This window comes from Paraburkholderia sp. MM5496-R1, assembly GCF_050436205.1.
Taxonomy (GTDB): Bacteria; Pseudomonadota; Gammaproteobacteria; order Burkholderiales; family Burkholderiaceae; genus Paraburkholderia; species Paraburkholderia tuberum.
Genome location: NZ_JBNDLT010000002.1, coordinates 988,510 through 1,014,204 on the forward strand (window position 1 = coordinate 988,510; position 25,695 = coordinate 1,014,204).

At 63.1% G+C, this 25,695-nt stretch carries 21 protein-coding genes and 2 pseudogenes; 5 read left to right on the forward strand and 18 right to left on the reverse strand.

Features of this window, described 5'->3' with window-relative positions; all coding sequences use genetic code 11:
• Positions 1 to 27: 27 nt before the first annotated feature.
• The 5 genes and pseudogenes from tagH to OKW38_RS11540 all read right to left on the reverse strand — a co-directional run.
• Positions 28 to 1,491, reverse strand: coding sequence for a type VI secretion system-associated FHA domain protein TagH (tagH, locus tag OKW38_RS11520; protein WP_429361536.1), 1,464 nt, complete (start codon positions 1,489 to 1,491; stop codon positions 28 to 30).
• Positions 1,488 to 2,042: a DUF6931 family protein gene (locus OKW38_RS11525; protein WP_429361538.1), complete on the reverse strand. Its 555-nt coding sequence runs from the start codon at positions 2,040 to 2,042 to the stop codon at positions 1,488 to 1,490. Before OKW38_RS11525 ends, tagH begins: the two co-directional genes overlap by 4 nt.
• Complete coding sequence (gene tssI / locus OKW38_RS11530) at positions 2,039 to 3,925, reverse strand: type VI secretion system tip protein TssI/VgrG (protein ID WP_429361540.1); 1,887 nt, start codon at positions 3,923 to 3,925, stop codon at positions 2,039 to 2,041. The genes OKW38_RS11525 and tssI overlap by 4 nt, the downstream gene beginning before the upstream one ends.
• 389 nt (positions 3,926 to 4,314) lie before the next feature.
• Positions 4,315 to 5,319 (reverse strand): TcdA/TcdB catalytic glycosyltransferase domain-containing protein, encoded by a 1,005-nt coding sequence (locus OKW38_RS11535; RefSeq protein WP_429361542.1) that lies wholly within the window; start codon positions 5,317 to 5,319, stop codon positions 4,315 to 4,317.
• Positions 5,320 to 5,383: 64 nt separating this feature from the next.
• A pseudogene (locus OKW38_RS11540) lies at positions 5,384 to 5,908 on the reverse strand (type VI secretion system ATPase TssH); the annotation flags it as partial.
• Between the two features lie 67 nt (positions 5,909 to 5,975).
• Between OKW38_RS11540 and OKW38_RS11545 the strand changes: the two are divergent.
• Positions 5,976 to 7,159 (forward strand): IS3 family transposase gene (locus tag OKW38_RS11545; protein WP_429359704.1). Its coding sequence is split into 2 segments (ribosomal slippage): positions 5,976 to 6,231 and positions 6,231 to 7,159, totalling 1,185 coding nucleotides; the frame shifts between segments, so codons are not numbered across the junction.
• Positions 7,160 to 7,196: 37 nt separating this feature from the next.
• Here the strand turns inward: OKW38_RS11545 and tssH are convergent.
• From tssH to tssB, 8 genes are all read right to left on the reverse strand, one after another.
• Positions 7,197 to 9,479, reverse strand: a complete 2,283-nt coding sequence (tssH, locus tag OKW38_RS11550; protein WP_429361544.1) for a type VI secretion system ATPase TssH — start codon at positions 9,477 to 9,479, stop codon at positions 7,197 to 7,199.
• 84 nt (positions 9,480 to 9,563) lie between these two features.
• The gene (gene tssG / locus OKW38_RS11555) at positions 9,564 to 10,580 is read right to left on the reverse strand and encodes a type VI secretion system baseplate subunit TssG (RefSeq protein ID WP_090804258.1); all 1,017 of its coding nucleotides are present in this window, start codon (positions 10,578 to 10,580) and stop codon (positions 9,564 to 9,566) included.
• Positions 10,544 to 12,436 carry a type VI secretion system baseplate subunit TssF gene (gene tssF, locus OKW38_RS11560; RefSeq protein WP_429361546.1) on the reverse strand — a complete coding sequence of 631 codons (1,893 nt, stop codon included), beginning with the start codon at positions 12,434 to 12,436 and terminating at the stop codon, positions 10,544 to 10,546. The genes tssG and tssF overlap by 37 nt, the downstream gene beginning before the upstream one ends.
• Positions 12,437 to 12,441: 5 nt before the next feature.
• A complete protein-coding gene (gene tssE, locus OKW38_RS11565; protein WP_429357088.1) occupies positions 12,442 to 12,945 on the reverse strand; it encodes a type VI secretion system baseplate subunit TssE in 504 nt (167 codons plus the stop codon).
• A 13-nt stretch (positions 12,946 to 12,958) separates the two neighbouring features.
• Positions 12,959 to 13,771 carry a type VI secretion system accessory protein TagJ gene (locus OKW38_RS11570; RefSeq protein WP_429361548.1) on the reverse strand — a complete coding sequence of 271 codons (813 nt, stop codon included), beginning with the start codon at positions 13,769 to 13,771 and terminating at the stop codon, positions 12,959 to 12,961.
• A gap of 57 nt (positions 13,772 to 13,828) precedes the next feature.
• Positions 13,829 to 14,332, reverse strand: coding sequence for an Hcp family type VI secretion system effector (locus OKW38_RS11575; protein ID WP_090804249.1), 504 nt, complete (start codon positions 14,330 to 14,332; stop codon positions 13,829 to 13,831).
• Between the two features lie 111 nt (positions 14,333 to 14,443).
• Positions 14,444 to 15,937 carry a type VI secretion system contractile sheath large subunit gene (gene tssC / locus OKW38_RS11580; RefSeq protein ID WP_187610345.1) on the reverse strand — a complete coding sequence of 498 codons (1,494 nt, stop codon included), beginning with the start codon at positions 15,935 to 15,937 and terminating at the stop codon, positions 14,444 to 14,446.
• A gap of 8 nt (positions 15,938 to 15,945) precedes the next feature.
• A complete protein-coding gene (tssB, locus tag OKW38_RS11585; RefSeq protein WP_090804246.1) occupies positions 15,946 to 16,467 on the reverse strand; it encodes a type VI secretion system contractile sheath small subunit in 522 nt (173 codons plus the stop codon).
• A 418-nt stretch (positions 16,468 to 16,885) separates the two neighbouring features.
• Between tssB and OKW38_RS11590 the strand changes: the two genes are divergently transcribed.
• The 3 genes from OKW38_RS11590 to OKW38_RS11600 are packed head-to-tail and all read left to right on the forward strand — an operon-like array spanning position 16,886 to position 20,200.
• Positions 16,886 to 17,878: a hypothetical protein gene (locus tag OKW38_RS11590; RefSeq protein WP_429361550.1), complete on the forward strand. Its 993-nt coding sequence runs from the start codon at positions 16,886 to 16,888 to the stop codon at positions 17,876 to 17,878.
• The gene (locus OKW38_RS11595; RefSeq protein ID WP_429361552.1) at positions 17,875 to 18,765 is read left to right on the forward strand and encodes a c-type heme family protein; all 891 of its coding nucleotides are present in this window, start codon (positions 17,875 to 17,877) and stop codon (positions 18,763 to 18,765) included. The genes OKW38_RS11590 and OKW38_RS11595 overlap by 4 nt, the downstream gene beginning before the upstream one ends.
• Before the next feature lie 28 nt (positions 18,766 to 18,793).
• The gene (locus OKW38_RS11600) at positions 18,794 to 20,200 is read left to right on the forward strand and encodes a serine/threonine-protein kinase (RefSeq protein ID WP_429361554.1); all 1,407 of its coding nucleotides are present in this window, start codon (positions 18,794 to 18,796) and stop codon (positions 20,198 to 20,200) included.
• A gap of 255 nt (positions 20,201 to 20,455) precedes the next feature.
• On the opposite strand, the gene OKW38_RS11605 is transcribed toward OKW38_RS11600, so the two are convergent.
• The 5 genes from OKW38_RS11605 to OKW38_RS11625 form a co-directional block, all read right to left on the reverse strand.
• Complete coding sequence (locus tag OKW38_RS11605) at positions 20,456 to 21,007, reverse strand: RNA polymerase sigma factor (protein ID WP_429361556.1); 552 nt, start codon at positions 21,005 to 21,007, stop codon at positions 20,456 to 20,458.
• A gap of 523 nt (positions 21,008 to 21,530) precedes the next feature.
• Positions 21,531 to 22,415 carry an anti-sigma factor family protein gene (locus OKW38_RS11610; RefSeq protein WP_429361558.1) on the reverse strand — a complete coding sequence of 295 codons (885 nt, stop codon included), beginning with the start codon at positions 22,413 to 22,415 and terminating at the stop codon, positions 21,531 to 21,533.
• 222 nt (positions 22,416 to 22,637) lie between these two features.
• Positions 22,638 to 23,702, reverse strand: coding sequence for a catalase family peroxidase (locus OKW38_RS11615; RefSeq protein ID WP_429363719.1), 1,065 nt, complete (start codon positions 23,700 to 23,702; stop codon positions 22,638 to 22,640).
• Positions 23,686 to 24,618: an anti-sigma factor gene (locus OKW38_RS11620; RefSeq protein ID WP_429336278.1), complete on the reverse strand. Its 933-nt coding sequence runs from the start codon at positions 24,616 to 24,618 to the stop codon at positions 23,686 to 23,688. Before OKW38_RS11620 ends, OKW38_RS11615 begins: the two co-directional genes overlap by 17 nt.
• Positions 24,618 to 25,169 carry an RNA polymerase sigma factor gene (locus tag OKW38_RS11625; protein WP_090804226.1) on the reverse strand — a complete coding sequence of 184 codons (552 nt, stop codon included), beginning with the start codon at positions 25,167 to 25,169 and terminating at the stop codon, positions 24,618 to 24,620. The genes OKW38_RS11620 and OKW38_RS11625 overlap by 1 nt, the downstream gene beginning before the upstream one ends.
• Positions 25,170 to 25,454: 285 nt before the next feature.
• Here OKW38_RS11625 and OKW38_RS11630 point away from each other — a divergent pair.
• Positions 25,455 to 25,605 (forward strand): annotated as a pseudogene (locus OKW38_RS11630) (glutathione S-transferase family protein); the annotation flags it as partial.
• Between the last annotated feature and the right edge of the window lie 90 nt (positions 25,606 to 25,695).

Genomic DNA, 25,695 nt, shown 5'->3' on the forward strand with positions numbered 1-25,695 from the left:
GTTACGCCGGCGGGTCGCGTTGGCTGGTTACGTTGGCTCGTTGCGCCGCCTTTTCAGGCGTCCGAGCTGTTCTTCGTAGGCGCGCGCGAATTCATCGCCGAAAAGCCGCCTGAAGCATTCATCGGGATTGCTCGTGACTTCTTCAAACTGTTCCTTGTAGCGCTCCCAGTGACGCGGCCGGCCACCGAGCGGCAAACGGCGCACGCTCCCTTCGGCTTCCCGTTCGATCTTCGCCGGATCGAAATGCGCGAGCAGCGACTGAAACGCGGAACGCACGCCAGCAAGCATCGCCATCTGGTGATTGCGGATGTCGTCGGCGGCATCGTTCAGCGCGGCGTTGCCGCGGAGGAAGCCGCCATCGGGCGGCGCGAGCAGCCTCATGACGGCTTCCTGCGCGGTCGGCGCGAACTTCAACGGGTTGTTTTCAGAACGCTGGATCAACGTCGCGGGCAGCCGGAAGCTGTTCTTCAGTTCGGCGCGCGCGCGTAGCACGTCCATCATCGCGTCGACGGCGATGTGGAACATTTCCATCAATTCGGGAGCGTCTTCGCCGGCGGGCGACGGGGCGGCAGAGGCGAGCGGAGCGGTCGGAACCGCAGGCACTGCCGGCGCTGCAACTGCCGCAGCGATCACGACGGGTGTTGTGTCCGGCGACGGTGCGGGCACAAGCGCCGGGATCCCGCCAGTCGTCATGGACACATCTTCAGAAGGTTCGAACCGCCCCTGCCCGGAACGCGCGGCGACCAGGCTCGCGCTCGCGTCCCAGTCTTCCGGGAGCACGGGCCCGCCAAGCCGTGCTGCCTCGGCCTGCGGCGGCCGGAAGCGGTCGGCCGCCGCAGGCGTGTGGTTCCAACCGGGCGCGGACGATACGCGAGGCAGCGGTTCGTCGGCGTAGGACGATGGCACATCGAACAACGCGAGTGGATCGAGACTCGCACCCGGCGCCGATCCATCGGCGACGCCCGGAATCAGGCCTTCGGCCTCGCCCGCATGCTCCTGCGCCGGGGTGGCGCGCCGTGGCGCGAGCAGCAGGCTCAGGTCCAGCGGACCCCTGTTTTGCGCAGGCGCAGGCGCCGGTGCGCAGGCAGGGGCCGGCGCGGCAGCAACGAAAGACGCGGTGCGCCCCGGATCGACCGAGCCGGCCCGCGGGTCCGGTTCGGTCGCACCGTTGCCGCTCAAGCGCACGCTGACATCGAACGTGTCGATCTGCAAGCGGTCGCCTTGCTTCAGGGCGGCCGGATCGCCTTTTCGCAGTGGCGCGCCGTTCAGCGACATGCCGTTCGTGCTGCGGTCCTCGATGAAATACATGCCGTTCAGGTAGCGCACCAGCGCGTGCAGACGCGACACGCCTTCCGTGCCCAGCACCCAGTCGCACTCGTCGGAACGGCCGATGCTGCCATCGCGGCAGTCGAACACCTGCTCGCGGCTTGCGTCGAAGCCGCCAGTCCCCTCGCCTTCTATCGAGAGAATCAGCCTCTGCGCGGCGCTCATTGCATACCTCCATCGATACCTTCAGGAACACTCAGCAGGCCCAGCGCATCGCGCACGAACGCGGCACGGCGTGCATCGAACCGCGCGGGCACCAGCGCGGCCATGTAGCTCACCGCGGCCGTCGCCGCGATCGCCGTCAGATGCTCCGGCGGCGGCGTCGGCCGCTCGTGCTCCGGATTCAGGTTGCCGCCCGACCAACCTGCGGCGGCAGCCGTCCATGCGCCGATCGTCCGGTAGCGATGCGTCTTCGCGAACGCTAGCGCCGCGGCGCGTTGCGCTTCCATGGGATCGCGCACCCACGCTTCCGCGAGTTCGAGACCTGCGCGGTCGTGTTCGTCGAGCGTCTGACGGCGGCAGCACTGGCACGCCCACGCCACCGCATAACGGCGCGGCAGCAGACGACCAAGCAGGCTCAACGCATCGGCTGAATGTCCGGCGTCGAGCAATGTCTGCACCGCCGAACGCGCCGCCATCGACGGCCGCAGGCACGCTTGCGCGCGCGTGGAAAGCCGCATCTGGCGCGCTGCTTCGACAATCGACGGCGTGCTCATAAGATCATCGGAGCCGCGCCGCCCAGTACCGCCGTCGCGGTCCCGATCAACTGCAGGTTGGTGGACTGCACGAGGCAATCGGCCTCGGACAGGATTTCCATCGCCGCGATCGAACTCATGTTCAGATTCGCTTTCGAGTTGATCTCCATCGCAAGACCCGATGCCATCGTCACGTTCATCTCTCCGTTAAGCGAGATGCTGGTGCCTTGAATCGCGATCTCGCCGGTGCTGTTCATCGTGATGCTGGCAAGTCCGGTGACCAGCCTGATCTGGTTGCCCGCCGTCAGCGTGTAGTTGCGCGCGACCTGTACATCGTGGTCGTGCTCCGACTCTTCGCGCAGATCCTTTTGCGCGTGAATCAGCACCTGCTCGCGGCCCATCCGGTCTTCGAAGCGGATCTCGTTGTAGTCGTCACTACCGCCACCTTCGTGGCTGCGGCTTTTCACACCGCTTTGGGTCTTGTTGTCCGGCAGGTTGTACGGCGGCATGTTGTCGGCGTTGTAGACACTGCCGATGATCAGCGGCCGGTCCGGATTGCCGTCGAGAAAGCTGACCACCACTTCCTGTCCGACGCGCGGGATGAACTGCGCGCCCCAGCGCTTGCCGGCCCACATCTGCGCGACCCGCACCGGGCACGAGTTCCGCGCGTTCGGTTTGCCCTGACGATTCCAGAAGAACGTGACCTGCACGCGGCCGTATTTGTCGACGGCGATGTCTTCGGGCGTATCGCCGTACACCACCGCCGTATGCAGGCCAGCGATCACCGGACGCGGCGTCGTCGGCATCGTGCGAAATAGCTGGCGGCTGCGGATCGCCTTGAAGCCGCACTTGAACGGCGCCTCGCCATCGTCTCCACCGCCGCCCGCCGAGTAGTCCGGCTCGACGAGGCGCGTCACCGCGTCGATCACGAGGTATTCGTGATTCGCGTCGGCAAGCGGAAAGTCCTTGAGCCTGAACAGCGCACCCGTGGCGAGACCACAGGCGTCGGTGTGGCCGGCGCTCATCGCGAGCGGCACATTCAACGCATCCGCGCGCACCTGCGCGTAGCGCTGGCCGTCCGACAGACGCTCGTCGTAGCCAACGTAGTCGTACGCATAGTCGTAGATGTCGAGGCCGCTCACGTTGTGCGCGTCCTCCATGTCGGTCAGCTCTTCGGTGGCAAGCAGCGATGCTTTCGGCTTCAGATAGTCGTAGTCGTCGAGCTGCACCTTCGTCGCGTTGACCGCGCGAGAGGTCGCCCAGTCGCTGATCGACGCCTTCATGCGCTTGCCCCGCCCGATCGGCGGCGCATAGGGAATCTGCTCGAAGCCAGCCACGCTCGAGTGCGCGCCGAGCGCATCGGCGAGCACCATCGTGTGCGTGCTCTGCGTATGCGTGAAGAAGTAGTAGATGCCTTCCTGCTCCATCAGCCGGCTGACGAAGTCGAAGTCGCTTTCGCGGTACTGCACGCAATAGTCGCGCGGCGGATAGCTACCGCTGAGGCTCACCTTCAGATCGCTATAGCCGATGTCGCCAAGTACCGACTGGACGATCTGCGGCACACTCATGCTTCGATAGATGCGGCAGTCGCGTCTGCGCGTCGCCAACCACGGTTTCGGCACGAGCGTGAACGTGTAGACCGCATAGCGCACGTTGTCGATGTTGACGAAGCCGCCTTGCTCGCCTTCGCGGACAATCGCGTTGAAGTAGCGCGTATAGCCTTGCGGCGTGACAAGCTTCACCGTCATCGGCGTGCCTAGCAGCGAACGCAGATCGACTTCCGCGTTCTTGCTGATCGCTTCGAGCCGATATGAAAACAGCCGACCGAGCGACTCGGTCGCGGTCATGTTTGCGAACAGGAGACTGCTGCCGAGACTGGAAGTGAGTGTGATTGCGTGGGCCATGACGTGATCTGCGAACCTTCTTTACGTTGCGGGTAAGTCGTACTGGACGGAAAGCCGCAGCGCGGTGATCGAACCGGTATCGGCGCCGCTGTTGCGAACCGGACGCCTCCAGGTTGACGGTTTTTGCCTGCTGGCATCGCTCCATCTCCCGGCGCGATTAGTACGCCCTTTGGCAAACAGAACACCCGGCCCACGCGATCTATTCCTTCGCCATGGCGCAAATGAATTTGATATAGGTCTCCTTATAGGTCTCCTGAGTGAGCGGATCCGAACCCTTATTGACCAGTTGCCGCGAATTGTCCACCGGGTCGTTCGCGACCACGGGACGGTCGTCCTGCGTGTTATGGATCAACCCGATATTGACGTGATCCCGGATTCGCTCGAAGAACTCATACGCCAAGCCAATCGTGAAAGTAACTGTCCGTGACCTTGTGCATGGGGAAGTACCAGTTATCTCGCATGAAAAGATTGTTCTGCAGTTTCTGATCCGAGGTCTGAGTGCGGACTTGCTCCTCGAACATTTTGTCCCGGACCTTTTTGAAGCCTGAACTCTGCGCTGCTGCCGTTGGTCCCGTCATTCTGATCGTGCTCGTCCGGACGTCATTCATATATTCTGTTCGCAGATCATCGCTGGTCTTGATCGATCTGAAGTTGCTGTGTATGAGCGATTTGTAGGACTTCAAGCCACCGCTGCCAGCGTGACTCGCAATGATCGAGTTGCTGATCGATGGCGTCTGGTCGCCTCTGACGTGCTGTTCCCACCAGTTTGGATTCACCCAGTCGCTCTCGCTTATTCCCTGATACCAGGCGGGATGCACGGCGGAGAATCGCGGGTAAGACTGGTGGCAGATGATCTCCCCCAAGGGACTGACGCGGCTGACGTCGGTATCGACATAGAGACCGCCATGCTGAAGAAGAATCTCGATTCGCAGAATATCGCTGGCCGAACCGAAGTTGGCTCCGCGATTGACCAATTCGCGTCGGTAAATCGTAGAGTTCTTACCCATCTTTAAATCATGCTGCACCTCGCGCAGCTTGAGCCTGTTCTGCTCGCAGAAGTTTATGATCGAGTTGACCTGCCGGCCCCGCATTCCACGCAAATCCTCGCCGCGCATGTTCAGATACTGATTCAGATATCTCATCGTTGCCGAATCGTCCCCGTCCTGACCCAGACGTTGAGCCACCTCATCCCATTGGTTCGGCGTAGTGCTGGCATTGTGTTGTACGCTGATCTGGCGGCGACGTTCGCCTGTCAGTAACTGATTGGCGTCAATCCAGAGATTCACCTCCCAATCGGGGTTCAACCTTGGAAACGTTATGATGCAATCGCGGTTTCGTTGCGGGATATCGCCGCCAATCCAGATAATATGAATTATCTTTGGAATAGCTTTCACGTTTTGAACTCCTCGTAAAGGTCAATTTCTTTCGACCGCCTCGGCGCGTGGCGCCCCGGTCACACTAATCAGGAATGCCGGGAATCGCGGCGATGAGCGGCGCACACTCGTCGAAGCGATACGCAAAATCGCCGTCCTCGACGCTCACGCCAACCCGCTCGATCGCGACGCCGTCGATCATGCGTGCGAGAAACTCGCGGCTGATCGCAGGCAACATCGTGTTGGTCAGAATCGCATCGATCATCCGGCCACCCGATTCGCTCTCCGTGCAGCGACTCACGACCAGTTGCGCCACGGCGTCGTCATAGTCGAGCGGCACGCGATAGCGATCCTCGATACGCCGCTTGATGCGGTCCAGTTGCAGTCTCACGATCTTCGCGAGCATCGCGCCACTGAGCGGGAAGTAAGGGATCGGCACGAGCCGGCCTAGCAGCGCGGGGGGAAACACCTCGAGCAACGGTTCGCGCAGCGCTTTGGCGAGGCCCTGCGCATCCGGCATCAGCTCCGGGTCCTGGCACAGGCCGGCGATCAGATCCGTGCCGACGTTCGTGGTCAGCAGGATCAAGGTGTTCCTGAAATTGATCGAGCGGTCTGAGCTTGCCCCCGAAAAACGAATCCCTTGCTGAGTGTGTAAGCTCAAGCAAGGAGAGGAAACGATGACGGTCAAGGCAAAGCGGGCGCAGTACACGCTCGAATTTAAACTGGAAGCGGTCCGACTGGTAAAGAACGGCCAGAGTTTGGCTGCGGTGTCGGCGACGCTGGGCGTGGTGCAGCAGACCCTTCACAACTGGGTCAAGGCGGACAGGGAAGGCAAACTGGTCGGAGCCGGGGCGAAGCCGGTCAGTCCCGAGCAGATGGAACTGGCGCGGTTGAGGGCGGAAGTGTCTCGCCTGAAGATGGAGCTCGACATCACAAAAAAAGCGGCGGCGTACTTCGCAAGGGAATTGATGTGAAGTGCGCGTTCATCGACCGGAATCGACGCCACTGGCCAGTCTCGATGCTGTGCGAAGTACTGGGAATCAGTCCCAGTGGATATCATCAGCGTCAGCAGCGCAGCGGTGATGACAAGCCGCACAGATGCCGTATCAGCAACGATGCCCTGCTCGCGCACATCAAGGCAATTCACGTGCAGGTCAAGGGCGAATATGGCTGGCCGCGCATGTGGAAAGAGCTCGTTGCGCGCGGCGTGCGCGTGGGCAAGGAGCGTGTTCGCAAGCTGATGGCGCAGCATGGCATCCGTGCCCGACACAAGCGCAAGTACATCGCGACGACGAACTCGAATCACAACCTGCCGGTGGCGCCGAACTTGTTGGAGCGTAACTTCACAGCAACGGCGCCGAACCAGGTCTGGACGAGCGACATCACGTACTGTGCGACGGCTGAAGGCTGGGTTTATCTGGCGGTCATCATTGACCTGTTCAGCAGGCAGGTGGTGGGCTGGTCGATGCAGCCACACATGAAAGCGGAACTGGTCACCGATGCGCTGCGTATGGCGTGGTTCCGGCGCCGTCCAGAGGCTGGCGTCATCGTCCATAGCGACCGGGGTAGCCAGTATTGCAGCGGGCTGTTCCAGGACACGCTGAAGGCCTACGGCATGCGCTCGTCGATGAGTCGGCGCGGCGACTGCTGGGACAATGCACCGACCGAAAGCCTGTGGGGTTCGTTGAAAGTTGCACGCCTGCATGGCCGGCACTTTGCGACCCGGCGTGCGGCAATGGATGAAATCGTCGACTGGCTTGGCTTTTATAATTCGCGCCGGCTACACTCGACGCTCGATTACGTCAGCCCCATGACGTTCGAGAAAAACTGGTTCGCCGCTCAACAGGGGCGAGCCGCATAAATCTCTCAGCTATGGGATTCGCGAAACAGGGGCAAGGTCAGCCTTCACCGTCATCCATCACACCCTTGTCGAACACCTGAAAGAAGATCTCGTGGACATCGGGATGCGCTTTCTCCACTTCGTCGAGCAGCACCACCGAATATGGCTTACGCCGCACGGCCTCGGTCAGCACTCCGCCTTCGCCATAACCGACATAGCCTGGCGGCGCGCCCTTCAGCGTCGAAACCGTGTGCGCTTCCTGAAACTCGCTCATGTTGATCGTGATCAGGTTGTGCTCGCCACCGTACAGCGCCTCGGCGAGCGCCAGCGCGGTCTCGGTCTTGCCGACGCCCGACGTGCCGGCGAGCATGAACACGCCGATCGGACGGTTGGGGTTGTCGAGACCGGCGCGCGATGTCTGGATGCGCCTGGCGATCATCTCCATCGCGTGGTCCTGACCGACGACGCGCTCGCACATCAGGTCGGCGAGATTCATCACGGTCCGCAGTTCGCTACGGACCATGCGCCCGACCGGAATGCCGGTCCAGTCAGCGACGACCGACGCGACCGCCTGGTAGTCGACATTCGCCAGGATCAGCGGGTTTTCGCCCTGCCGCTCGGCGAGCTGCGCCTGCAGTTGTTTCAACTCGGCGAGCACCTCTGCCCTCGTGTCATCGTCGAGCGCCGGCGGCGCGAACGAGTTGGTCGATGCGTCGGACTTCGCGTCGCCGTGCGCGGTCGGTTCCCGCGCACTGCCGGCGCTCTCGCCCGGCGCGGCCTCGCCTCCTAGCCGCGCGCGCAACGCCAGAATCTGCTGGACCAGCGATTTCTCGTTGTCCCACGCGGCTTCGAACTGCTGCAACCGCAGCCGTTCCGCTTCGAGCGTCGCTGAAGCCAGCGACTCGCGAGCCTCCACCTCCATGCCGACGCTTTTCTCGCGCGCGATGATCGTCTGCTCGGTCTGCAGCGCCTCGATCCGCTTGAGTGTGTCGTCGATTTTCGCCGGCACCGCGTGCTGGCTGATCGCGACACGCGCGCACGCCGTATCGAGCAGGCTCACGGCCTTGTCCGGCAACTGACGCGCGGGAATATAGCGATGCGACAACTTGACGGCTGCTTCGAGCGCTTCGTCGAGAATCTGCACACGATGATGCTGCTCCATCACGCTCGCGGTACCGCGCATCATCAGGATGGTCTTCTCTTCGCTCGGTTCGTCCACCTGCACGGGCTGGAAACGTCGCGTCAGCGCCGGATCCTTCTCGATGTGCTTGCGGTATTCGGCCCAGGTGGTCGCGCCGATCGTGCGCAGATTGCCGCGCGCGAGCGCGGGCTTGAGCAGGTTCGCCGCGTCGCCGGTGCCCGCCGTACCGCCCGCGCCCACCAGCGTATGCGCTTCGTCGATGAACAGGACGATCGGCTTGCGCGAAGACTGCACTTCGTTGATCACCTGACGCAGGCGGTTTTCGAACTCGCCCTTCATGCTCGCGCCGGCCTGCAACAGGCCGATATCGAGCGCACGTACCTGCACGTTGCGCAATGGCGGCGGCACGTCGGCACGCGCAATGCGCAGTGCGAACCCCTCCACCACAGCCGTCTTGCCGACGCCCGCTTCGCCGACCAGCATGGGGTTGTTCTGGCGCCGGCGCATCAGTACGTCGACCAATTGGCGAATCTCGGCGTCGCGGCCCACCACCGGGTCGATCTTGCCGTCGCGCGCCTGCGCGGTCAGATCGACCGTGAACTGCTGCAACGCCTGTTGCCTGCCCATCTGCGCGGGCGCCATCGCACCGCTGCTCTCGCCCGGCGCAACCTCGCCGGACGCAACCGCGCCGGCACGAAACCCGTCGGTGGCAAGCTGGCCGTCTTCCGGCGAGCCTTCGACGATGCCGGCGAAGTCGTCGGCCAACGTCTCGGCGCGTAGCTTGTCGAATTCCCCCGAGACATCGAGCAATGCGTGGCGCAAGTGTCGCGTACGCAAAAGGCCGACGATCAGATAGCCGGTGCGCACCTGGGCTTCGCCGAACAGCAGCGTAGCGAATACCCAGCCGCGCTCGACCGCTTCTTCCACCTCGGCCGACAGATCGGAGATGCTCGTACTGCCGCGCGGCAAACGTTCGAGTGCGACCGTGACGTCGCGTGCAAGGTGCGACGGATCCAGGCCGAAATGCCTGACGATGCGATGCAGATCCGAATCCTGCAGCTGCAGGATCTGATGAATCCAGTGCGCCAGTTCGACGTACGGGTTGCCGCGTAGCCTGCAGAACACGGTAGCGCTTTCGATACCCCGATAGGCCAGCGCGTTGAGCTTGCCGAACAAGGCGCCACGACTTATTTCAGCCATGATTCCAATCCTGTATGAGCAGAGGCGGCCGCGAAGCAGTCGCCAGTTCAGTTGAAAGATGCCCGGACATGCGTACGCCGGACTTCACTCGGCCGGGCTCAACACGACCTGGTCGGCATCGTTGTGCTGCGGATAGCGGCCCATCCACGTGTTGAAGCCCATGCGGGCCGCCTGACCCAGATGCGTCAGCGGCACTTCTTCTTTCTTCAGCACGAGCTGCACGTCCCAGCCCTTCTCTTCGCCCACATACAACTTGACCGCCGCCACCAGTTGCAGGAGCGTGTCGCCGCCCGGCAAAAAACGGTTGAACTCGTTGCGGGTCAGCGGCCCGACACGCAGCCGGAAGCGCTGCTGCGCGCCGCGCACATGCGTGCCGAGCAATGCGTCGCGGCCCATCGAGGCCATGCTCTTGCCGATATGCAAACGCGCGTCCCGAGGCAATTGCATCCACCCGGCGACGAACTCGAGCACACGCACCGGCACACCGAAGAAGTGCTCGAGAAAACGCCTGAGTCCTTCGGCATTGCGCGCTTGCGGCACCAGACGCCCGGCGAAAAAGCGCTTGTACTGATCGGGCAGTGCGTCGCGTCCGTCGAGGTGCGGCGTGGCGATGCCGATCAGCGCGCCGACATAGGTGCGAAACCGATCCTGTTCCGGACGGTCCAGCTGCACGGTGGGCTGCGCATCGGCCCACGCGCGATAGAAGAGGCTCAGCATCCGGTGATGAAACACGTCGGCAAACGCGACGAACGTCGGGTCTTTCGCGTTCCGCTCCCGATCGACGGCGTATTCGGTGAGGTGCAACGGCAGCGGCCCGTTCGGTCCGAACAAACCGAGAAACAGCCCAACCAGCCGCGCCGGCCGGCCGGCCTTTCCCGCCTCGAAGCGCGCGATGCTGCGCGACGGAAATTCCAGTGCCGCGGCATGGGCGAGACGCACAGGATCTTCGGCCGGCCTGGTCGAATGACCGAACCGCGGCCGTTCCGGATACGCGCATTCGAGACGGCGCATTGCCTCGAAGAACTCGAAATCTTCCGGGCTCGCGCGCAACGCGGCTTCGAGCACTACAGGATCGGGCGCTTGCCGGGATTCGCGGGCCATCGGGCCACCTCGTTTCGTTCGAGCGTGCGCAACACCGTCTCGGCGAACGAATTCAGCGAGACATAGCGCGCAAAGAAATGCTGCAATACCGACGCGAGCAGAAATGCGCCGCTGCCTTCAAAAGCGGCATCGTCGCAGCTCAGCGTGATCTCGAGCCCGCGGCCATACGTGATCGGCCCGGGCACCGGCACGCGACGCGTGATGGGCTTCGCCGCGACATGCTTGATGCCTTCGATCTGCCGTCGCGTCGCGGCGTCGAACTCGTCGTGATACAGGCCGAGCATTTCGCGCAGCGCCGCCGCGCCCGTTTCGCCTTCCTCGTCGAGCAGTGACAGATAGTTCAACTGCAGGTGGCTGATGAGCCGCCACGCGGATTCGCCGGTCGCGGTCGGCGCGCGTGGCCGGGTCGGTCCAGCCACGCAGCGGATCGACGCCACGGGCGCGTCGGTATCGAGCGTGAAATCGGTGTACGACTTGCCCACCGGCATATGCAGCGGCAAATCGCGATTCGTGCACAGCAGCCGCAGTCCTAACTGGCGCAGCGTGGTCGCATAGGGCGCGTCGTTGGCATCCACGAGTGCGATAAACGTTTCGCTGCCGACGTAGCTCGAGCGTGCGCCACGTTGCTTCTGGCGGCTCGAGATCAGCCGCGGCTCGCGGCGCAGCGTGTAGAAGGCCGCCTGCCCGCCGTGCCATGTGCGAGCGGTGCTGTCATAGAACGGCAGGAAGCTTTGCTCCGGCTCCTGGCGATCGCCGTAGCCCTGCACTTCCAGCACGCTATGCACCTCGAAATCCATCGGCCGGGTGTGGTCGCCGAGCACGTGGTACTCGGTGTCGCCCTGCTGCAGATGAATACGGTCCGCGCGGCGCTCGAACAGATTGATTGCCGGCGCGCAGAACAGGCGGAAGTTGCCTGCATCGATCGCGTTGTGCAGGCGCGTCACGCTGCGCTCGAGCCACACCACGATCTCGAACTCGTTGCCCCGCGAACGTGCGAGCAGCGAGCGCAGCTCCGTAAACTCGGCAAACAGGAAACGCTCCGGACACGCGAAATACTCCTGCAACAGCCGGTAACCGCTGAACGAACGGCCACCGTAGGGCAGTATCGCGTCCTCTTCGTCGAAGCCTTTGGCGCGTAGCGCCGACGCGTCATGCTGTGTCTCGATGGTTTGCCCATCCGGCGCGGTTGCGCGCACCGTATAGCCGATGCGGTTGGCCATCAGCTGCTCGTAGAGCCATCGCGGCAGATCGTCGGCGCCGGCGAGATAAACCGGCAGGCTGTCGAGCGCGAGCGTGTTCGCCGCCACGCCGGAAAGCGTTGCGAACTTCAGGCGCAAACCCGCGCGGACCTGCCCTGCTTTCGACGGCGGCGGCACGAGGTCAGCGGCGGCAAGCGCCGCGGGTGTGTCCAGGTATCTCGCCTCGGTGATCGCGAGCGGCCACAGCGTCACGTCGTGCGCGGTGCGGTATTCGCACGCCGTGCGCTCGCCGAAGCCGGTGAGACCGCGCAACACCGTGTGCCGCGCGACCGCGTGTCCGGTGGCAGGAAGGTCTTCGGCTTGATCCGGATACAACTGCACGACCGCCATCGATGGAATCGGCGTCAGGTAATGCGGGTAGATCATCTCCAGAAGATGCTGCGTGAACACCGGATACTGCGCATCAAGCTTCATTTGCACGCGCGCCGCCAGAAACGCGAAGCCTTCGAGCAACCGTTCGACGTACGGGTCGGCGCAATCGAGACCTTCCATCCCGAGACGGCCGGCGATCTTCGGATACTCGCTCGCAAACTCCGCTCCCATCTCGCGGACGTGTTGCAGCTCACGGTTGTAGTAGCGCAAGTGTCGTGGGTCCATGACGATCAGCCGAAGCGTTGCGACACGTGAAACTCGCCGGTCTCGAGATCGACGTCGGTGCGAAGATAGAGAGAAAGCGGCATCGGGTTCGCCCACATGTCGGCTTCGATCAGGAAACGCAGCGAACGGCTGCCCATGCGCGCTTCGTCGACCTCGACGCTCACCTGAACAGTGCTGGCGATCAGGCGTGGTTCGAAGTCGAGCAGCGCCGAACGGATCCGGTCCTGCAACAGCTCGGCATCGATACCCGACAATGCCGCACCCGCAAGATCGGGGATACCGAAATTCAGTACGGAATTACCCACCTGCGCGAATCCGGTCAGCTCGTCGCTGCTCCAGTGCCGCGTGCAGTTGAGCAGCCACGCGATATCGCGTGTCACGTATTCGCGCAAACGCGCGGCCGTAATGACGCGCTGCTCCCGGCTCTCCTCGCGCTGCGCAGGATCGAAATCGGTGAGACGATCGAGCAGCGACGGCTGCAGACGCTCCTGGGGCATCAGTTCTGCCATGACGTGCGCCCCCTCAAGCTGTTTCGAACGTGATCGAGCGCACGTCGAGCAAAGGATATTCGTCGACGTCGGTGATCAGCATGCGCTGACCAACGCCGATGAAACAGCCGTCGCCGAGATCGGTCCACGCCGTACGCTTTGCCAGCGCGAGCGCGACGTCTTCACCTCGCTCGCTGCCGCAATAGCGGCAAGGCACGAAGCCGATCGCCTCATCACCGCTCTTCCAGGTGATTCGCACCGGCGCCCAGATCTTGTCACGCAGATCAGTGGGCGCATCGAAAGACAGCGCAGCGACGCGCGAGAACGGCACCCACGCATAGCTGTCCTTCAGGATCACTTCGAGGCACGGCCCGAAACGCGGGTCTGCGTCGGCGATCCATTTGAACGGCACGCCGTCGATGCTGCCGCGCACGGTTTCCGCTTCGTCGAAGACTCGCGCGCGCAATGCGAGCGCTTCGGCGATCCGTCCGCCGCACAGTTGTTGCAGCGACTGCAACAGCAAGCGCTCCCATTCCGACCGCTCGCCGACCGTTGCCGGGTTACGCAGGGCGGCCAGCACGGCTTCGCGTTCGCGTTCGCCGACCAGTGCCGCGCGGTAGGCGGCGACCATCAACGCGTTTTGTCGTTCCAGTTCGCCCGCCGCGGTCAACTGGGTTCCGGCACGCTCCCAGTCACCCCGCAACGCAAGCAACTGAAACAGAAACACGCGCAGCGTCGCGTCCGCCGGCGAGTTTTTCACTTTCGCGGCCAACGCTTGCAACGCGTCGTTCAAGTGACCGTCCGCGAGCAGCTTTTCAGGTTTGACATCGACTGAAGAAAGTGTCACTGGATGTGCTCCATTCAATGAAAGAAAGCGGGCGAAAAGACCGGTATCGCCGCCTGCTTACTGCTTGGTGACCTGCTGGATATCGAATGTGAAATCCTTGGTGCCGCCGTTTGCCTTGCCTTCATCGTCCTGCGGCTGGAACGAGTACTTGAACTTCCCGAAATGCAACGTGATGTTCTCGGTGAGTCGTTCGTCGCCACCGCTGCCGCCCGTGGATACCGACGTGACCAGCACCCCTTCGCTCAGCTCGATGGTCAGGAAGTCGGTCTGCTGACCCGTTGCGTTGGTGACGTACAGATAGGCGTTGTCGACGCGCGCGCCCGTGCAGCAAGCGTTTAGCAACGCGTTCGAGCAACTGTCGATGTACTTCGTGACGGTGATGTCCTGAATGTTGGCCTTGCCGCCCGATGCATAGCCCGCACCCGTGTGCAGATTGCCGGTATTGCTGGCGCCCCACGACCACGCGATGATCGGAACCTGGTTCTTGTGCTTCGAGTGATTGGAAGCGCCCTGGATCGTGACCGCTCCGGAGCCGAATTTCAGGTGCATGTCGAATGCCATAGTGACCTCTATTTGTGAGCCAAAGAGTGCGCTCGCCGTAGCGACGAACGATCAGGACCGGAACGCTGCCGCTCCGGACGATTACCTGCAAGGTGAGATGCAGCGGAAGCCTCAGGCCGCCTGCGCGGAAGGCAGTCGCGATACGAGCCGCAGCGATACGGTGAGTCCTTCGAGCTGGTAGTGCGGCTTCAGGAAGAACTTCGACGTGTAGTAGCCGGGATTGCCTTCGACGTCCTCGACGACGACTTGCGCGGCAGCGAGCGGCTTGCGGGCCTTGGTTTCCTCGCTGGAATTCACCGGATCGCCATCGACATAATTCATGACCCAGTTCGACAGCCAGCTCTCCATCTGCTCGCGCGTGCTGAATGAGCCGATCTTGTCGCGCACGATGCATTTGAGGTAGTGCGCGAAACGGCAGCACGCGAACATGTATGGCAAACGTGCCGACAGATTCGAATTCGCCGTGGCGGCCGGATCGTCGTACTCTTCCGGCTTCGCGACCGATTGCGCGCCGATGAATGCCGCGATGTCCGAATTCTTGCGATGCACGAGCGGCATCAACCCCATCTTGTCGAGTTCGGCCGAGCGCCGATCGGTGATCGCGATCTCGGTCGGGCACTTCATGTCGACGCCACCGTCGTCGCTCGGGAAGGTATGCACCGGCAGACTGTCGACCGCTCCTCCCGACTCGACGCCGCGAATCCGCGTGCACCATCCGTAGTACTTGAACGAACGGTTGATGTTCACCGCCATCGCATACGCAGCGTTCTGCCATGTGTACTTCGATGAATCCGCGCCTTCGGTGTCTTCTTCGAAGTCGAACCCGTCGACTGGGTCGGTCTTCGCGCCGTACGGCAGGCGTGCAAGCGTGCGCGGCATCGTCAGCGCGAGATAGCGGGCGTCGTCCATTTCGCGAAGCGAACGCCAGCCCGCGTAGTCCGGCGTCGTGAAGATCATCGACAGATCGCGCGGATTGGCCAGCTCGTTCCAGCCTTCCATGCCGAGCAACGTCGAATCCGCCGCCGAGATGAACGGCGCATGCGCGGCGGCGGCGACCTGCGAAATGCCGCGTAGCAGTTCGACATCCTGCGGACCGTGATCGAAGTAGTAATCGCCGATGAGGCAGCCATACGGTTCGCCGCCCAGCTGACCATATTCTTCTTCATAGATGCGCTTGAACACAGGGCTCTGGTCCCATGCAACGCCCTTGAAGCGCTTGAGATTTTTTGCGAGTTCCTTCTTCGATATGTTCAGCACCCGGATCTTCAGCATCGGATCCGTTTCGGTGTTGGTAACGAGATGGTGCAGCCCTCGCCACGCGCCTTCCAGCTTCTGAAAGTCCGCGTGGTGCATGATCTGGTTCAACTGCTCGCTGAGCTTGCGGTCGATCTCGGCGACATACGCGTTGATGGTTTGCGTCACGTCATCCGAAACGATGTGCGAATCCTGCAGCACCTGTGCAGCGAGCGTGCGCACGGCCGATTCGACTTCCTGCTTCGCGCGCTCGTTCTTCGGCTTGAACTCCCTGTTGAGCAGCGCGGCGAAATCATCGGCGCCGCTCAATGAGTCCTCGACGCCTTGCTCGATCTGATTCTGGCTTTCCATGATCGCGCTCACTCCTGTGCGGGTTCGGTGTCGGCGGCTTTCGGCGCCGCGCCCAGCGATTGCAGCAAGGCGGGATCCTTGATCGCCTGCGCGATCAGCTTCTCCGCGCCCGACTTGCCATCGAGATAAGTGCCGAGGTTGGCGAGCTGCGTGCGCGCCTCGAGCAGCTTCGCGAGCGAGTCGACCTTGCGCGCCACTTCGGCGGGCGAAAAATCGTCCATGCCTTCGAAGGTGATATCGACCGCCAGATTGCCTTCGCCCGTCAGCGTGTTGGGCACGCTGAAGTTCACCCGCGGCCTCATCGACTGCATGCGGCTGTCGAAGTTATCGACGTCCACTTCCACCGCCTTGCGCGCTTCGAGCGGCGGAAGATCGCCGGCATTGGCGCCTGACAGATCCGACATCACACCCATCACGAACGGGATCTGCACTTTTTTCTGCGCGCCGTACAGCTCCACGTCGTACTCGATCTGTACGCGTGGCGCGCGATTGCGCGCGATGAATTTCTGACTGCTCTGTCTCGTTGCCATGCGCTGATTTCCTCTGGTATCCGTAGGGTTTCGTGAATCCGGCGATGCGTCTCACGAGCCTGCACTCGACTTGCCGCGTTGCAGACGCGTCGCCCATGCACCCAGAACAGCGCAGCATCGCGATCTATTCCATGTCTGTCGAAGCTGTTGCGTTCATGTTCCAGATCGCACTCGCCGCTGTCTGCGCAAATCAGAACAGCCCACCCGGGCAGATATTCCGTTGTGTCGTGGACTGGATCTTTTCGTGCGTGCGTCACGCAGAGACAGGCTCACCATATGGGACACGCGAAGGCGGGTTTGTGATCATCGAAACCCTGGAATAAACCCGCGAGCCGGCTGTTCTGTTGATACTCGCGCGATATAACGCGCCGTCTTCACCGCGCTTCGCCAATTGAAACGCTCAACCAGGCTCATCTGAATGATCTTCGGACTTTTCAAGCGGTCTGTACCGTTCGCCTTGCTGCTGCTCGCACCCTATGCCAATGCGGCGTGGACGCTCGTGCAGGCCGATGCGCCCGTCACCGTCATTCATGAGACGGGGCGTTATCAGGCAGATGTCGGGCAGCGCTTTGCGCTTGACGATATGGTCGAAACGCCGACGAGCGCAGGCGTGCAGATCCAGGACGACGCGGGCAATAGCGTCGCGCTGGGTCATGGCACTCGCGTGATGCTGATGCGCGACGCGCATATCGCGGTGCTCGGCGGCTGGCTGAAGGTGCTGCACGCGTGCGACGCAAACACGGCGAATTGCGCCGCGCCTGTGATCGAAACCGCGCGCACGCGATTCACGCCCGCGGACAATGCCGTGCTGGTCATCGCGGCAACGGCTACGAATTATCGGAGTGGCAATGAGCGGAACGCCAACGTCCAGGACACCGACGCAGTGTTCTGTGAGAGCGGCGCGGCCAGCATTCTCGGCATCGGCGCTTCGCACGGCAATGTTGCGCCGCTCAAGCTCGATGCGCCTCGCTTCGCCATGCATCCCGCCGCGAGCGACACGATTGCCGTGACAGCAGGCCCTGATCCCGCTTTCGTCGCCGCGATGCCCGTTACATTCCGCGACGCGTTGCGTGTGCTGCCGATGCCGGCCCATCCACGCAACGAGCCGCCGGGCAGCATCCGACCGGTCGCTTACGACGACGTATCGGACTGGCTCGACAGCGAACTCGCGGCGCGCAGGGATCCATCGACGCGCTTCACTTCGCGCTTTCGCGCGCGCCTGACCGATCGCGCGTTTCGCCGCGCAGTCGTGCAGCGCATTCGCGATTTGCCGGACTGGCGTGCGCTGGTCTTTCCGCCGCCACCGCGTGCCGTGATACGGAGCCCCGCAATCCAGACCGGTTCCGTCTACGGTTCCGCTTACCGTTCCGCTTACCGTTCCGCTTACCCATCCGCCCCGGTTCGCCCATGAAGCTGTCACTCGCCATCAAGTTCAATCTCGTGTTCATCGCGATCTTCGCGATCGGACTGACCGCCATCGGATTCGTCGCGGATCGTGTGTTGCAACAGCAGGCGCTCGACGAAACCCGTCACGATGCGGACGTGCTTCTGAACGCCGCCAGCGCGATGCAGGACTACACGGCGCAACACATCACGCCGCTGCTCGCGACACAGATCAAATATTCGTTCGTGCCCGAGTCGGTGCCGGCGTACTCGGCGATCGAAATGCTGAACTCGTTGCAGAGCGTGTTTCCGAACTTCTCGTACAAGTCGGCGATGCTCAATCCGACCAACCCGCGCGACCGGCCAAGCGACTGGGAAAGCGAAGTGATCGCCCATCTGCACGACCATCCGGAATTGAAACAGGCCACCGGACAGCGTCATACGCCGGGCGGCGAGCAGTTGCTGTTTCTCGCCCATCCGAGCCGCATTACCGACGCCGCGTGCATGCAATGTCACAGCACGCCGTCCGCGGCGCCGCGCACGATGATCGACAAGTACGGGCCGGCCAATGGTTTCGGCTGGACCATGAACGACGTGATCGGCGCAGAGTTCGTGTCGGTGCCGATGTCGGAGTCGATCGCGCGCGGCCGTGCGGTATGGCGCAGCCTGATGGTCTCACTGACCGCTGTATTCGCGGTGGTGCTCGTCGTGCTGAACGCGATGGTGCACTTCCTCGTCACGCGGCGTTTGCAGATGTTGTCGCGCGCCGCGGACGAAGTGAGTCTCGGCAAACTCGGCGACGTCGAACTGCCGGCCGGCGGCAGCGATGAAATAGCGTCGCTCGCGGTGTCGTTCGGACGGATGCGCACGAGCCTCGTCGCAGCGTTCGAGATGATCGAAGAGCGCCACGAGTAAGCGTGCCGCACACATCGTGGACGACTCCATGACTTCCCAAACCGGCGCGACTCCGCGACAGATCGGCCGCTATCGGGTCGAACGGGTGCTCGGTCGCGGCGCGATGGGCACGGTCTATCTCGCGACCGATCCGCATATCCAGCGCGAGGTAGCACTGAAAACGATTCGCACACCGTCACTGAACGACGGACAAGGCACGGCGGAGCCATCCGGTGCGGAGCTGACCGCACGCTTTCTCAACGAAGCGCGCGCTGCCGGCCGTCTCGTGCATCCGCACATCGTCGGCGTGTTCGACTATGGCGAGGCGCAAGGCGTCGCGTTCATCGCGCTCGAATACGTACGCGGCGAGAACCTCGCGCAACGGCTCGCGCAGCACGCCCGCGATGGCAGCATGATGCCTTTGCTCGATGCGCTCACGTGGTTCGCGCAACTGCTCGACGCACTCGCTTATGCGCACGAACTCGGCGTGATCCATCGCGACATCAAGCCCGCCAACCTGCTGATCGCGCCGCGCGGCGAATGCAAGGTGACCGACTTCGGCATCGCACAGCTCGATACAGGACGCCTGACGCAGGCCGGCATGATGATCGGCACGCCAAGCTACATGTCGCCGGAGCAGTATGCAGGCGCGGAGATCGACGCACGCAGCGACCTGTTTTCCGCCGGCGTCGTTCTGTACGAGATGCTGAGCGGGCAATGCCCGTTTAGCGGCGCGCCAGCCGCCGTGATGCATCAGGTGATGAACGAGATGCCGCCGCCCCCATCGACGCATGTCACAAGCCTGCCCGCCGAACTCGATGCCATGGTGCTGAAGGCGCTCGCCAAACGGCCAGACGACCGCTATGCGTCCGCGCAAAGCTGGCGCAACGCCTTGTCGACGCTGCACGACTCATTCATGGCGCGGCTCGATCCCGACCATACCGTCGTGCGCGCGCAGCCGTTCCGTCAGACGCTTGCGCCACCGGCGGGGGCTGCCAGACCAGACTGGCCACCCGAGTTTCTGGCCCAGCTGGAGCAACGGCTCGCCAGCCACGTCGGCCCCATTGCCTCGCTGCTCGTGCGGCGCGCCGCGTCGCATGCGACCGACTCGCAAACACTGGCGGCTCAGCTTGCGCGCCATTTGTCCAACGACGCCGCTCGTCGTGAGTTCGATACGCTGCTCAAGCAGCACGTGATCGCTTCGGGCGATGACTCGAAGCGCAGCACGCTGCCCATCGAATCGACATCCGCGGCGTGCGTGCCGCTCGATGCCGAGCACGTCGAGGCCGCTGCGCGGCGGCTCGCATCGCACGTCGGACCGTTCGCACACGTGATCGCCGAGCGGGCCGCGCGTGGCGCGGACGCAGCGACCTTCCGTGCGCGACTGGCCGACGCACTGCCGGCGTCGGTGGATCGCGAGGCTTTTTTGCGTGCCTTCGACGACCCGCCACCCTGAGTCTCCCGGCTCGCGCCGCCGATCGATCGTCAGGCGGCCGCGATCAGGCGATCGATCCGTAACCGCAGCGCTACGGGCAATGCGGGCAAGCTTTGCCGGCCAACGATCTCAGTTATGGAAACTTCGATGCCATCAGCCATATCACGCGATTCGCAATATCGACGGACTCGTGCATCGCTCGCTTTATGTCGGCCACGCGCGCGTGAGCCAACGTACGATCGACATAAGCAAGCGGGTCGGCGTCGTCGATCGTCATCACCCGACTTCGACCCGAGGTGGAGCCGAACGTGCGGCCGGTCCCGCGCCGCTGTCGAAGCGCGCGCCAATGCTTTGCCGCGCGCGCGACAGGCGGCTCATGATCGTGCCGATCGGAACATCGAGCACGTGCGCGGCTTCGGCGTAACTCAATCCTTCGAACGCGACGAGCAGCATCACCACGCGCTGAGCCTCGGGCAAGCGCCCGACGGCGGCGATGATCTCACGGCTCAGCAGCACATCTTCGGGGGAACGCGCGGCAGGATCGGAGACGGCTAGCAATGCGTCATCCCACTCGACACTCGCCCGGCCTCGTACGCTGCGTGCCCGCAATTCGTTGAGCCACGTGGAATGGATGATCGAGAACATCCAGCTGAGCGGTGCCGTGCCGGGCTGCAGTTGATGCGCCCGTTCGAGTCCGCGTACGCACGAACGTTGCAGCAGGTCTTCGGCGTCGTGCCGATTGCCGGACAGGCGCAACGAGAAAGCCCACAATCTGGGCAGCATTCCGGGTAGAAGGTCCGGCAAACTCTCAACGACAGTGGTGGACATGGTTGAGTGGCCAATTTCGAGTAGAGCCCTTGAACGACGGCTCGACGTGCCGCTTGAGGGTCACGTCGAACCAGGGCCTAACATCGATCACATCAGGAACAAGGCCAGACAGAATTGCTCTGGACCGGTTGATTGGTCTCTTCGCCGAGCAGAGGTTTGGCGGATCTGACGCCACCTCTTTATCTCGGACCGTTGCATGGAGTTCGTCAACGGCTTAAACGCGGATACTTGCAGAATTGCCAAAGGCAGCGCCGCTCCATTTCGATTTTGACCGAACGCGTGCGCAGGGCATCTTTATCCAAAAACCACTGTTGCGACCAATCGTTTGTGGCTATGACCTCGATTACGAATCGCGGCTCACGGGTCGCCGTTTACTGAATAGAGCGAAACAACGACCAGCGAGGTCATCGTTTCGTTTCACTACGACTCCCCTGTCATACCCCGTCACGCAAAAAACCGGCAGAACTTGACTCCAGACGCCGTCACGCGGAATGGCCCGCACTGCGATCAGATCGCGCCGCGCTCATGTACGCGCATCCCTCGGCTTCGCATCGGGCGCATCGTTAAGCGCGAACAACGCGTCCACGCTGCTGTTCGAGATCCGCTGTGCGATCGACTGGAGATCGGTTGAGTCCGGTTTGCCGATCAGCGCATAGGCAAGATCGTTCTGCCGCCACGATACGACGGTCATGCCGTTCAACTGCTGTTGCGCGATCGCCTGGTCCGGTCGCGCGTCCTTCATCACACACAGCGCAACCGGCGCGCCGTGGTCGGGCAGATAGACGATCTGGACCAGCGGCTTGTCGTTGAAGCGCAGGCGCGCGACTGCCTTGAACGACAGCCCCGCCTCCCGCAAATCCGGTACCCGCAATGCAATGCCGTCGACGTACCGGATCGCCGTGACGGTCTTCGCCGACGCGCCGAGGTCGGGCGTGATGTCGGCAACGGTATCGCGTGTATAGAGCCGTTGATAGCCCACCGCTGCATGGATCCACGACGCCGCGTCGTTCGACGCGACAATTGCGCCGCCACTGCCGGGCACGCCCAGCCATGCAGGTCCGAGCCGCATCGCGAGGCCCGCGCAAAACGCGCCGGCGACAAATGCCGCGGCAAGCCACAGCCGCGCCTGCGGCTTTCTTGCGGGTATCGGCTGATGGGATGCGTGATTCGATTCGTCGCGCCGTGCGGCGCTCGCCATTGCTTCGATACGGCGCTGCAATTCGCCCGGTAAAGGCGGTAGCTTCTGCGTTGCAAACGCCTCGCGATAAGGGAGCTGCGACGCGCGCAGCAAATCGACGCTTTCCTGCAACTCAGGCGAAACGGCGAGTTCCTTTTCGATCGATGCCGCCTCGGACGGGTCAAGTTCGCCATCGACATACGCGATCAATTTACTGTCGTCGGGTCTCATAGGACGATAGGCTTAAAGGAAGTTGAGCACGATCAGCATTCGCCTGCAACGCGCGGGGCGGGCACCGCCCGTTCGTCATCAAAGTCCCATGATAACCGTAGTTGCGCGTTGTTCGCAGGTCGTACGCAGCGCGCGGATGAAGCGTGGATCACCGGCCAGGACTTGCTATTGCCAACCGTTTTCTCAGGCGTCGCTCCCGACACCTCGCGGTAGAGACGACATTCAATGACCATTCGATCCGGCAACGGCCTCCTCCCGAGTTCGGCGATTGAACGATACGCTATACGTCGACGACCGCGCGGCCAGCAACGGATCGGCGGATGGCGCGATGCCATCGGGCAGGATGGTCGGATCGAACGTGATGTCGCGACAGGGACCGTCGATCTGCGCCTGCGCGCGATCGATGACGATCGTGCCCACGTCGACCCGCTCGCGTTGCGGTGAGTCGACCCATTGCCGCGTCGAGTCGTCGATCGGATCGCCGGGCATCGCGACGTTCAGCACCAGATGCCAGCGCAATGGCCCCTTCGCGAGTTGCGTCATCAGAGCGTGCGACAGAAAATCTGGATCGCTTTGCGCGCGTGCTTCGACAGGACGCCAGGGACTGTCCGGCACCACCTCCCAACGCACGAAACGCTTCGCGCCCTGCGCATCGGTGGTCTGGAACGAACTGATACCGAAATAGGCCGCGTTGTCGAAGCGGGACGATGGCGGGTGCAAGCGGACCCATTCGAGAAACGCGCGGGCCTCAGGATGGCCGTCGAGAAACGCCTGCATTTTTGCGGGGTTCGCCTGACCGGTGTGCGGATCCAGCGCTTCCGCCTGAAGCTGTTCGAATAGCGCCTGCGGCGTGCGCACCGCGAAAATCGGCGTCGAATTCATCGCGAGACGCCATTGCTCGCCGTGCGGCAGCGCGATCAGCAACGCGAAGCTGCGCACCAGGGCTTCGCCGTCGTCTTGTTGCGGATTGCCGCCGGGCCTCGACAGTCGCCCGACGACGGCGTAGCTGCCGCGTTCGAACACGCTTGCGCGCGATACCGACGCGCCGTTGCCGTTGCTGTCGAAGTGTCCGGTGATGCAGATGCCCTTCGCGTGGTTGCGCCGGAAGCCCGGGTGCGGCGTCGTCGTCGCTTCGAATGCATCGACGATCCGCTGCGAAGTCAGGCGCGGCGGGAACCATCCGGCGCACCAGACGAACAGCGCCAGCAGTAACATAGGCGCCGCGAAAACCGCGAGCCAGCGCAGCAGCAAGCCATGGCCTCGCTGGTGATCAGCCCGACCGGGCATCGTCATGCGCGTCCGTGCGGCCGATGGTGGTCGACACCTCGCCGCCGTAAAGGCGTTTGCCGAGTGCTTCGAGATCGACGCCGCCGTGCTCGCCGATCAGCGCATAACCGAGTTGGCCGCGCCGCCACGCCACCACGTCCATGCCGCCGACGCGATCGCGCGCGGGCGCCGCGTCGGCCTTCGCTTCTTTCAGCACGCATAACGCGACGGGGCCGCCATGCTCCGGCAGGTAGACGATCTGCACGAGCGGTTTGCCACGAAATCTCAGGCGCTGCACGCGCTTGAACGAGAGCCCTTGACTGCGCAGGTCGGGAATCTGCAACGCCAGATTGTCGTATTGACGAATATCGGCGGCGGTGGCGGCGGTCGCGCGCATGTCGGGTTGCAACGAGGCGACGGTGTCGCGTGTGTAAAGCTGCTGATAGCCGGCCGCCGCAGCGATCCACGGCGACACGCCCGGATCATTCGATGCCGTCGTGATGGCGCCGCCACCGGTCAGTTGCGGCAACAGACGGAACGCGATGCCGCAGGAGAACACGCCCGCGACGAACGCCGCCGCCAGCCACGGCAATGATGCGCGCGGCTTCAGCCGATGCACATTGCCACCGGACGGGATCGATGACTCACCGCTGGTCGCGGTATCGATTGCGTCGGCGGCATTGACCGCGCCTTGTGCCGACGCACCTGCCAGATGCTGTCGAATCAGTTCGTCGACGTTGCGGCGCAATGTCTCTGGCACCGGCGGCAACGCCTGCTGGCTGAACGCTTCCGCGTACGGCAATTGCGAGGCCCGCAGTATCGACAGGCGCGATGCCACGTCGTCCGACTTGCCGATCGCGCTCTCGACATGTGCGCGTTCGTCCGGCGGTAATTCTCCGTCGACGTACGCTAACAGGGTGGTGTCGTCGATCGTCATCACACTTCTCGCTCGCTGCTGGATGAGCGCGCCGCCGTGGCTTCACGATTGCCGAATTGCGCCCCAATGGTCTGCCGCGCGCGGGACAGGCGACTCATGATCGTGCCGATCGGCACGCCGAGCGCCTCGGCAGCCTCGGCGTAACTCAGGCCCTCGACGGCCACGAGTAGCATGACGATCCGTTGTGCCTCGGGCAGACGGTTGACGGCCGCGATGATCTCGCCGTTCAGCAGGTTCTCTTCCGGCGTGCGCGCATCGGGATCAGCAACGGTCTGCAGAAAATCGTCGTCCCATTCCATGCTCGAGCGGTTGCGCACGTTGCGCGCTCTCAGCTCGTTGATCCAGGTGGAATGAACGATCGAGAACATCCAGCTCAGAGGAGAAGTGCCTGGCTGCAATTGATGGGCGCGCTCGAGTCCGCGGACACAGGCCCGCTGGACGAGATCCTCGGCGTCGTGCTGGTTGCCGCACAGGCGCAGCGAGAACGCCCATAATCGCGGCAGCATTCCCGGCAGTTGACTGGGCAGACTCTCAACCTCTGCTGTTGGCATGATTGACTGGCTAATGGCGGATTGATGGCGGCCGGGCGTGGCGGCCAACGACTGGCCGATTCCGGCTGGTTTCCCCAAGCCGTATTGTGCAACGTTCGCAAAATGTTTGCCGACGCGCGGCAATCGGCTCGCAAACATCATCCGCGGGCAATGAGCGTCAGATCGGCGAAGCACGCGCGCCGTCTTTGACGGTCGCGTCGGCATTCGACGCGCCTTCCTCCGCTTACTTCATGATCCATGGTCGCCGGTGTCCTCACCGGCGCCAATGTGTTGTGGAAATTGCCATACGTCAGCCTGGCTTGCCCCCGGGGCACATCGTGCGTTGATCGTGCGGGCGCTCGAGGGCTTGAACGAGATGGTCAGTATGTCGGTGATCCACTGGCTGATGCTCGAGCACGGATGGACCTTCGCTGAGGGGCCCGGCACCGTGCCCGAAGCGCGTACGAGGAAGCAGTCGAGCCGCTATTCGAGACGCTGGCGTGGCACGAGGAGCCGCCGCACACGCACGGAAGGACCGGGATGGTCG